Source organism: Monashia sp. NPDC004114, assembly GCF_053603855.1.
This window is the reverse complement of record NZ_JBSGGK010000013.1, coordinates 145221-154347: the sequence shown is the minus strand read 5'-3', so window position 1 is coordinate 154347 and position 9127 is coordinate 145221. Positions and strand designations below refer to the sequence as shown.

Below are 9127 nucleotides of genomic sequence, written 5' to 3'. Positions count from 1 at the left end.
GAGCGCTCACGCAGCTCGTCCGTGTACTTCCTCGGAACAGGCATGACTCCACCCTTTCGTGGGATCAGACCCTCCACCAGACCCGGGGCGATTCAACCCAGGCCCTGCCCGTCCTCAGCCAGCCAGCAAGGTCAGGCCTTCGAGGTCCGCAGTGAGCGGCGGCGCGAGGAGGAGCCGGTCGCCCTGCCAGGTGGCGACGACCGGGTCCGAGATCGCACCGACGAAGCGCCCCTCCACTACGTTGACGAAAGCCATGAACTTCGACTCCCCTGTCTTGCGGTCGTCGATGAACTTGCCCACATACCAGCGGTCGTCGGCCAACAGCTGCACCCCGGCGAGGTCGTAGGGTCCTAGAGGCGAGGCCACCTCGGTCACCCAGACCCCGCCCGTCGTCCCGGAAGCCCGGGCCGCCGGCGTCATCTCGCCGGCCATGCAGTTGAAGACCAGGACGCTACGCCCGTCGACGACCGCGGTCTGCAGCACCTCGAGCTGGCCGAAACCCGTGCCCGGCGACGACAGGGGCGGCCGCAGCTCCCACCGCTCCAGGTCGGGCGACCACGCGTGCCCCACGACCGCCCGGTCCACCGAGTCGTCCGGGTCCGTCGTTGGGCCGACGTTCGAACGCGCGGTGATCAGCATGTGCCACCCGTTGCCCGAGGGATCCGCGAACACCCACGGGTCCCGGAACGCCTCGTCATGCCAGTGACCCGCGGGGCCCGGCTCGTACTTCTCGTACCACCGCGGGTCGGCTTCCAGCACCGGGCCGGGCGCCTTGTCCCACACCATGAGGTCGGACGACGTCGCATAGCCGACCGACTGGATGCTGGCCCCGGACGCATCGAGCGAGGCCCCGGTGTAGAACATGAACCAGCGCCCGTCCGGATGCCGCACCACCGACCCGGTCCAGGTCGCGAGGTCGTCGAAGGCCGGCGCGTCCGAGTGCACCAACGCATCCGAGACCCGTTCCCAGGTGACGAGATCCGGCGACACAGCGTGCCCGATCGACGCCCGGTTGTGCCGGGTGTCGGGGTCGTGCAGCGCCCGCGAGGCGTAGAGAAAGAAGAGGTGGTAGTCCGTCCCGTCGTCGACGAGCCAGAAGTCCCACACCCAGGCCTCGGGCAGAGAGAACACAAGTCAGCCTTTCACGCCGGATGAGGCGATGGAGTTGATGAACGCGCGCTGGAACGCGATGAACAGGACGAGCACGGGCGCGGTGATCATCGAGGCGTACGCCATGATCTGCCCCCACGAGGTGTTGAGCTGCTTGAAGTAGTCGATCCCGACCATGACCGGCCGAAGCTCCTCCGTCTGCACCGCCATGAGCGGCCACAGGTACTGGTTCCACGTCGGCAGGAAGGTGAGGATCGCGACCGTGGCGACGGCCGGTCCCGACAGCGGCATGACGATGCTGCGGTAGATCCGGAACCATCCCGCCCCGTCGACCTTCGCCGCCTCGTCCAGCTCCTTCGGGATGCTGTCGAAGTACTGGTAGAAGAGGAAGATCGAGAAGGCGTTCGCGATGAACGGGATGATCTGGACCTGGTAGGTGTCGAGCCAACCTTCGCTGATCCCGTCCGGGCCGACGAAGGGCAGCTTGTTCGACCACCAGAGCAGCGGCAGCGCGAGCGTCTCGAAAGGCACGATGAGCGTCGCGAGGATCACGCCAAGCACCGCGCCGCTGCCCCGGAACTTGATGCGCGCCAGGGCGAACGCCGCCATCGAGTTGACCACGATGCCGAGCACGACGGTCACGACAGAGATCACTACCGAGTTGATCATGAACTGCGAGAACGGGACCCGGTCGAAGACCCCGGTGTAATTGTCGAGGGACAGGTTGCCACTCGGCAGGAACGCATCGATGCTGCCCAGGTCGGAGAAGATCTGCAGGTCCGGCTTGAAGCTCGACACGAGCATGAACAGCAGCGGCAGCCCGAACACCAGACAGAGCGCAACCCGCAGGAGGATGCCGAGCACGCGACGGAGACGATGCCTGCCCTGGTTGGCCCGGTGCACCTCGGGTTGGGCGGTCTCCGCGACATGGGCGAGCGTGTCGACAGCACTCCCCGGGTCGCGTCCGGCGCCGCTGCCGAGTCCGGTGGTGGTCGCGGTCATCGCGTGGCCTCCTTGTCTCGAGTGAGGTAGCGCTGCACGAGCGTCACGATGAGGACGAGCACGAAGAAGACGAGGGAGATCGCCGACGCGTAGCCCGTCTGCTGTTGCTGGAACCCGGTGCGCACGGCCATCAGCACGACCGTCGACGTCGAGTCGAGGGGGCCGCCCTGGGTCATGATGTTCACCTGCGTGAAGAGCGCGAACGCGGCGATGGTGATGGTGATCAGGATGAACGTCCGCGTCTGCCGCAGGCCCGGCCACGTCACGAAGCGGAACTTCTGCCACCGCCCCGCGCCGTCGAGCTCCGCCGCCTCGTAGAGCTCCGCCGGGATGGTCTGGAGCCCGGACAGCCAGATGACCATGTGGAAGCCCATCGCCTGCCACGCCGACATGAGGATGATCGCGATGAGCGCCGTGTGCGGGTCACCGAGCCAGTCGGGCCCCTGGATGCCGAATCGGGCCAGCACCTGGTTGATCAGGCCGTTCGGCTGGTACATGAACATCCAGAGCATCGACACGACGACCATCGAGGTGACGACGGGCAGGAAGTAGACCGTCCGGAAGAAGTTCGTCCCGCGCAGCTTGACGTTGACCAGCACCGCCAGCCCGAGCGCGCACGCCGACTGCACCGGCACGATGACGATCGCGAAGACGATCGTGTTGCGCAGCGACGCCCAGAACGTGTCGTCCTGGAAGAGGCGCACGAAGTTGTCGACGCCGATCAGCTCCGCCGGCCGGGGCGAGATCAGCCGGGCGTTCGTGAACGCGAGGCCGAAGGTGAGGCCGATCGGGATGATCAGGAACGTCACGAGCAGCACGGCCGCCGGCAGCAGCATGAGGAGGGCGACCGTCGTCGACGAGCGGGAGGTCCTGGGGGTGCCGGGAGTTCGCACCCGCGTTGCCGAGGTGTCCTCGGCAGCAATGATGGTCGTCATGTCACTGGAAGTAGCCGTTGGACTTCTGGTTGGCGTCGATGTCCTTGACGGCCTGGTCGAGAGCGGTCTTCGGGTCCGCGCCGTTGATGATGTCCTGCGCCGTCTTGGTGAACTCCGTTGCGATGAAGGGGTATCCGGGCGTCACCGGACGCAGGACGGCGAACTTCTCGGAGTAGTCGCGGAAGATCTGGTTCGGCTGCCCGGGGCCGTAGCCGTCGACCGTGGCGGCGGCGGCCTTCGTGGCCGGGATGTTCTTCGTGTCACGCGAGACGCTGGCGACGTACTTGTCCTGGGCGGCGAACTTCATGTAGTCGGCGGCCCCGGCGGGGTCCGAGCAGTTGGTCGACATGCCCCACTGCCACGACGCGCCACCGATCTTCGGACCAGTTCCGAGGTCCGGCGGAGGAAGGAAGAGGGTGTCCTTGCCGAAGGCGCTGCGCGTGTCGGTGGCGGTCCACGTGCCGTTGTAGAGCATGGCGGTCTTGCCGTTGATGAAGTCCTTGGCCGGGTCGGCGCCTGACTTGAGCGGGACGAGCTTGTCAGTCACGAGGCTGCGGAACCACGTTGCCCACTGGACTGCCTTGTCGCCGTTGAGGACTCCCTCGGCAGACTTGTAGTCGGTGCGGTTGATCAGGTCGCCGCCGAAGCTCTGCAGGAAAGGCGAGTAGGCGTACGGCCACCACTCACCGGTGAAGCTGGTCGCGAGGTCCAGGGGGTACTGGTAGCTGCCGGACGCCTTGATCTTCTCGAGCGCGCTGGTGAACTCGTCCTTGGTCCACGGCTTGTCGGCCGTCGGGACGCGGATGCCGAACTTGTCGAGGATCGACTTGCGGGACACGACGACGAGCGCGACGTCGTAGTAGCCATAGGAGTACGTCTTGCCCTCGAACTTGCCCACAGTGCTCGGCAGGTAGGCGGCAAGGGTGTCGTCCATCCCCTCGAGCGGCGCGAGGTATCCGGCCCACGCCCAGTTCGGCACGTTCGGGCCGTCGATGTCCAGGATGCAGGGCAGCTTCTTCGAGGCCGCGGCCGCCACGACGGACTGGTTGTACGAGTCCTGCGGGAAGGCCTGGATCTTGACCTTGTACTTCTTCTGGCTCGCGTTGTAGTCGTTGACGATCTGGGTGATCGCGGCCAGCTCGGCCTTGTTGCCGGCGTTGTGGGTCCACATCGTCAGCTCGCCGCCGGCGCCGCCGGTCGACCCGCCGCTGCCGCCCTTGGTGCAGGCGGCCATGGACAGGGCGAGGGCTGGCGCGAGCAGGCCGACGGCGAGGCGCTTGGTCGAGGTGAGCTTCATTGGTTCCTCCGGGTGATCTGGTCGCAGCGGGATGCTAAAACCATTCAGCAGGAGACGGTAGCGGGTCACCAGGACCGCAGGCAAGAGGTTGCTAAAACCTTTTTACCTGGGGATATGTCCGCGCCACTCGGCTACCGTGCGGTACGCTGACGCGGGGCCGGGCTCGAGGGGGCGCGGACGCGCCGGAAGGGGTAGCAGTGGACAAGCGACCGACGCTCGCCGACGTCGCCGCGCGCGCCGGCCTGTCGAAGACCGCCGTCAGCCTCGTGCTGAACAACCGGCCCGGCTCGCGACTGTCCGCAGACGCGGTCGCGCGGATCCACGAGGCAGCACGCGAGCTGGACTACCGCCCCAACCCGGCCGCCCGGTCCCTACGGCTCGGACGCACCGGCACCTATGGCTTCATCTCCGACGAGGTCACCGTCACCCGCTATGCGTCCGCGATGATCCGCGGCCTGCTCGACGTCGCCGACGAGCAGGACCACGGCGTTCTCATCGCCGAGACCGGCAACCACCCCAAGCAGCTCGCCAAGGCGCTCGCCTTCATGGTCGACCGTCAGGTCGACGGCCTCATCTTCGGCGCACTCACTGCCCGCCGGTTCACCATCCCGAAGCTGCCCGGGTCGATCCGCATGGTCACCGCCAACTGCGTGATCCCGAGGACGTATGCCGCCGTGCTGCCCTCCGAGGAAGAGGCGGGCTACCGCGTGGCGCGGTCCCTGCTCGACGCCGGGCACCGCGACGGCATCGCCATTATCGGCCATGCCCCGAAAGCCATTGCTGACCAACGGATCTCGGTCACCATCGGACGGCGCTTCCACGGCATACACCGGGCATTGGACGAAGCCCGGGCGACACCGGTGGCGGTCGCGGAGTTCGAGATCTGGGAGCCGTGGAACGGCTACGACGGCACGATGGAGGTGCTCGAGTCGGGTGCGCCCGTGACCGCGCTGATCTGCCTCAACGACCGCGTCGCCCTTGGTGCCCAGCAGGCCTTGGCGGAGAAGGGTCTACGCGTGCCGGACGACGTGTCGATCGCGTCGTTCGACGACGACGAGATCGCGGCCTACCTACGGCCGGGGCTGACCACCGCCCGACTGCCCTACGAGGAGATGGGGCGTCGTGCGATGGAGCTCCTCATCGACACCGACGCACCAGGCGGCGAGCAGCTCGTCGAGATGCCGCTCCAGGTCCGCGGCTCGATCGCTCCGCGACCCTGACGACACGGCCCGGTCCCTTAGAACACATCACGTCCCGCGCCGCCGCCGCCGCGAGCCACGGATGGCCGCGACGGCCGCGACTTGCTATGTCCGACGGAACGCAGACACCACATCGACCATCCGGACGTACATCGTCCGCAACGCCGCGTACGGTGCGGTCCATGGCTATCGCACGCTTTCCCAGCTTCGTCATCGACTGCCCCGACCCCAGCACCCTCGCCACGTTCTACGGGACCATGCTCGACTGGAAGGTCGAGTCCACGCCGGACTGGGCGGACATCCGCGCGGAGTACGGCATGTGCATCTCCTTCCAGCAGGTGCAGGACTTCGCCCCGCCCCAGTGGCCCGGCCAGGAGCACCCCCAGCAGATGCACGTCGACGTCATCGTCGATGACCTCGACGCCGGCGAGGCAGCCGTGCTCGAGCTGGGCGCGACCAAGCACGAGCACCAGCCGGGGACGACGTTCCGCGTGTTCCTCGACCCGGCCGGCCACCCGTTCTGCCTCTGCGTCGAGTGATCCGAGACGAGGCCGGGCAGGGAGCGGCCTCCCGACGTGCCACCCCCGGCACCGAGGCGAGGGGAGGCGCTAGGGAGACGGCACTAGGAAGCCGGCACTGTGGTCACGGGCTCGCGGCGGCCGAGCGCGAACTGCAGGGCGGACTCCAACCCGCCCGGGACCTGTTCGCGAAGGTCGTAGCGTGCCCGCACCACCGGCACCGGCACCGAGAGGACCTGCGTGAGGTCGATCGGTGTGCCGGCGACGACGGCCTCGCACTCCCCGGCGTCGACCGCGGCTCGGATCGTCGCCTCGAGGTCGCTCACCTGAGCCGCACCGTAGCCCATGGCCGGCAGCACTCCCCGGGCGTTCGGGTACTTCGCGTAGGTCTGCGCGAGGGACCCGACGGCATACGGGGATGGGTCCACGATGGCGGCGGCACCGGACGCGCGGGCGCCGACCACTCCGGCGCCGTATGACATCGAACCGTGGGTCAGCGTCGGGCCGTCCTCGACCGCGATCACCCTGCGCCCGCTCAGCGCCCCCGGATCCTCAACCGTCACAGGGCTGTCGGCCCGGAGCAGGACCGCCGACGGGTTGAGCCGACGGACCGCCTCCTCCACGGACTCGATGTCCTCCGCCCTCGCGGAGTCGCACTTGGCGACGATGACGAGGTCCGCCATGCGGACGTTCGCCTCCCCGGGGAAGTAGGTCGACTCGTCTCCGGGCCGCAGCGGGTCGGCGAGGACCACGTGCAGGTCCGGTGCGTAGAACGGCAGGTCGTTGTTGCCGCCGTCCCACAGGATGACGTCGGCCTCCTGCTCCGCCTCGCGCAGGATGCGCTCGTAGTCGATCCCCGCGTAGACGACGCCCCCGGCGTCGATGTGCGGCTCGTACTCCTCGCGCTCCTCGATCGTGCAGTCGTGCGCGTCGAGGTCCGCAAGGGTGGCGAACCGCTGACAGGCCTGCCGGCCGAGGTCGCCGTACGGCATCGGATGCCGCGCCGCGACAACGCGCAGCCCCATCCCGCGCAGCAGACCGGCGACGTAGCGCGTCGTCTGGCTCTTGCCTACGCCGGTGCGCACCGCCGTCACGGCGACGACGGGCTTCGTGCTGCGCACCATGGTGTTCCGGGCCGAGAGCAGCCAGAAGTCGGCGCCCGCGGCGACACACGCCGACCCGAGGTTCATGACCCTCTCGTGCGGAACGTCGGAGTACGCGAAGACCGCGACATCGACCTCGTCCCGGATCACCAGGTCGACCAGCTCGCTCTCATCGAGAATCGGAATCCCTTGGGGATAAAGGGGACCCGAGAGCTCAGGCGGATACCGGCGCCCCGCGATGTCTGGAATCTGCGTGGCCGTGAACGCCAGCACCTCGTATGCCGGGTCGTCGCGGAACACGACGTTGAAGTCGTGGAAGTCGCGTCCAGCGGCTCCGAGGATGACGACGCGTCGGGTGTCGCGCGGCAGGTTCGTGGTCATGTCAGACTCCACGGCTGAGGTCGACCGCGGGGACCGACACACCCTGCTGCGGGTAGTCCTGGCTGCGGGACCCGCCACTGACATTCTGCCGCGGCCACCCGGCATACCGGGCGGCTGTGTCGTCGATCTCTCATGACGCCCGGCGTGCCGCTCCACGCGTGTCACCATCGAGGTGTGAGCGACACCGCAGCACGCGCGCGCCCGGAAGAACGGGCCACCGGAGCGACCCACGCGACCGACGCCAACGACGCCAACGGAGTCACCGGGAACACCGGCAACACCGGCACCACCGGCACCACCGGCACCGAGCAGCACCTCGCGCTCGCCGAGCAGTGGCTGGCACAGAACTACCATCCGCTCCCCGTCGTCATCGCCTCGGCAGACGGCGCCTGGGTCACCGACGTCGACGGCCACCAGTACATCGATGCGCTTGCCGGCTACTCCGCCCTCAACTTCGGGCATCGCCACCCCGCCCTGGTGGCGGCCGCCCGCGAGCAGCTCGACCGCCTCACCCTGACCAGCCGGGCTTTCCACAGCGACCGGCTCGGGCCGTTCTGTCGCGACCTGGCGCGCCTCGCCGGGAAAGAGCTCGTGCTGCCCATGAACACCGGCGCCGAGGCGGTCGAGACGGCGATCAAGACAGCCCGCAAGTGGGGGTACGAGGTGAAGGGCGTCCCCGACGGGAATGCCCGGATCATCGTGATGGCCGGCAACTTCCACGGCCGCACCACGACGATCGTCGGGTTCTCGGACGACCCGGTGGCCCATGACCATTACGGGCCATACGCGCCCGGCTTCGACCTCGTGCCGTACGGCGACCTCGCCGCCGTCGAGGCCGCGATCACCCCGGACACCGTGGCCGTCCTGCTCGAGCCGATCCAGGGCGAGGGTGGTGTCATCATCCCCCCGGACGGGTGGCTCGCCGGCGTGCGGGAGCTCACCCGGCGCCGCGACGTGCTCCTGCTCGCCGACGAGATCCAGTCGGGCCTCGGCCGGACGGGGACCACCTTCGCGTGCGACCTCGACGGAGTCGTGCCCGACCTCTACATCCTCGGCAAGGCGCTCGGCGGCGGGATCGTCCCGGTCTCCGCCGTGGTGGGTGACCGTGACGTGCTCGGTGTGTTCACGCCGGGCAGCCACGGCTCGACGTTCGGAGGCAACCCGCTGGGCGCGGCCGTCGGTCAGGCTGTGGTCGGGCTGCTCGAGACGGGCGAGTACCAGGAGCGGGCCCGCCTGCTCGGCGAGGTCCTCGCCGACGGCCTCCGTTCCCTCCTCGGGCGCGGTGTCGACGCGGTGCGGTGTCGTGGGCTGTGGGCCGGAGTGGACATCGACCCCGGTCTGATGACCGGGCGGGAGGCGTGCGAGCGGATGCTCGAGCAGGGTGTGCTCATGAAGGACACCCACGGCTCGACGGTCCGCCTCGCCCCGCCGCTCGTCGCGCAGCAGGCCGACATCGAGCAGATCGTCGCGGCCTTCCGTGCCATCCTGCGCTGACGCCGGGGACGGGAGCGGCGGGGGAAGTGACGGGGAGGCCACTCGATGGGGTCTGCCCACTCGAGTGGCCTGTTCGTCACAGCGGGTC

Annotated in this window: 8 protein-coding genes; 3 read left to right on the top strand and 5 right to left on the bottom strand. The window is 68.5% G+C overall.

All coding sequences use genetic code 11. The features are described from left to right. Positions 1–114 precede the first annotated feature (114 nt). From ACWEOW_RS17085 to ACWEOW_RS17070, 4 genes are read right to left on the bottom strand one after another with little or no spacing between them, the layout of a single operon-like run. Positions 115–1131, bottom strand: coding sequence for a glycosyl hydrolase family 32 (locus ACWEOW_RS17085; protein WP_452270417.1), 1017 nt, complete (start codon positions 1129–1131; stop codon positions 115–117). A 3-nt stretch (positions 1132–1134) separates the two neighbouring features. After that, on the bottom strand, positions 1135–2112 hold the full coding sequence (locus tag ACWEOW_RS17080; protein WP_452270416.1) for a carbohydrate ABC transporter permease: 978 nt from the start codon (positions 2110–2112) through the stop codon (positions 1135–1137). Beyond that, positions 2109–3047: a carbohydrate ABC transporter permease gene (locus tag ACWEOW_RS17075; RefSeq protein ID WP_452270415.1), complete on the bottom strand. Its 939-nt coding sequence runs from the start codon at positions 3045–3047 to the stop codon at positions 2109–2111. Before ACWEOW_RS17075 ends, ACWEOW_RS17080 begins: the two co-directional genes overlap by 4 nt. Position 3048: 1 nt before the next feature. After that, positions 3049–4344, bottom strand: a complete 1296-nt coding sequence (locus ACWEOW_RS17070; protein WP_452270414.1) for an ABC transporter substrate-binding protein — start codon at positions 4342–4344, stop codon at positions 3049–3051. Between the two features lie 197 nt (positions 4345–4541). Between ACWEOW_RS17070 and ACWEOW_RS17065 the strand changes: the two genes are divergently transcribed. Together ACWEOW_RS17065 and ACWEOW_RS17060 are read left to right on the top strand one after the other, a co-directional pair. After that, positions 4542–5564: a LacI family DNA-binding transcriptional regulator gene (locus ACWEOW_RS17065; protein ID WP_452270413.1), complete on the top strand. Its 1023-nt coding sequence runs from the start codon at positions 4542–4544 to the stop codon at positions 5562–5564. A 161-nt stretch (positions 5565–5725) separates the two neighbouring features. Then, complete coding sequence (locus ACWEOW_RS17060; RefSeq protein ID WP_452270412.1) at positions 5726–6082, top strand: VOC family protein; 357 nt, start codon at positions 5726–5728, stop codon at positions 6080–6082. An 83-nt stretch (positions 6083–6165) separates the two neighbouring features. On the opposite strand, the gene ACWEOW_RS17055 is transcribed toward ACWEOW_RS17060, so the two are convergent. Beyond that, the gene (locus ACWEOW_RS17055) at positions 6166–7545 is read right to left on the bottom strand and encodes a cyclic 2,3-diphosphoglycerate synthase (RefSeq protein ID WP_452270411.1); all 1380 of its coding nucleotides are present in this window, start codon (positions 7543–7545) and stop codon (positions 6166–6168) included. 336 nt (positions 7546–7881) lie between these two features. Between ACWEOW_RS17055 and rocD the strand changes: the two genes are divergently transcribed. After that, positions 7882–9039 (top strand): ornithine--oxo-acid transaminase, encoded by a 1158-nt coding sequence (gene rocD, locus ACWEOW_RS17050; protein WP_452270421.1) that lies wholly within the window; start codon positions 7882–7884, stop codon positions 9037–9039. Positions 9040–9127 lie beyond the last annotated feature (88 nt).

Excerpts from the sequence above, each read along its gene's own strand:
- ACWEOW_RS17080 (WP_452270416.1), bottom strand. The coding sequence starts at position 2,112 with ATGACCGCGACCACCACCGGACTCGGCAGCGGCGCCGGACGCGACCCG.
- ACWEOW_RS17075 (WP_452270415.1), bottom strand. The coding sequence starts at position 3,047 with ATGACGACCATCATTGCTGCCGAGGACACCTCGGCAACGCGGGTGCGA.
- ACWEOW_RS17070 (WP_452270414.1), bottom strand. The coding sequence starts at position 4,344 with ATGAAGCTCACCTCGACCAAGCGCCTCGCCGTCGGCCTGCTCGCGCCA.
- ACWEOW_RS17060 (WP_452270412.1), top strand. The coding sequence starts at position 5,726 with ATGGCTATCGCACGCTTTCCCAGCTTCGTCATCGACTGCCCCGACCCC.
- ACWEOW_RS17055 (WP_452270411.1), bottom strand. The coding sequence starts at position 7,545 with ATGACCACGAACCTGCCGCGCGACACCCGACGCGTCGTCATCCTCGGA.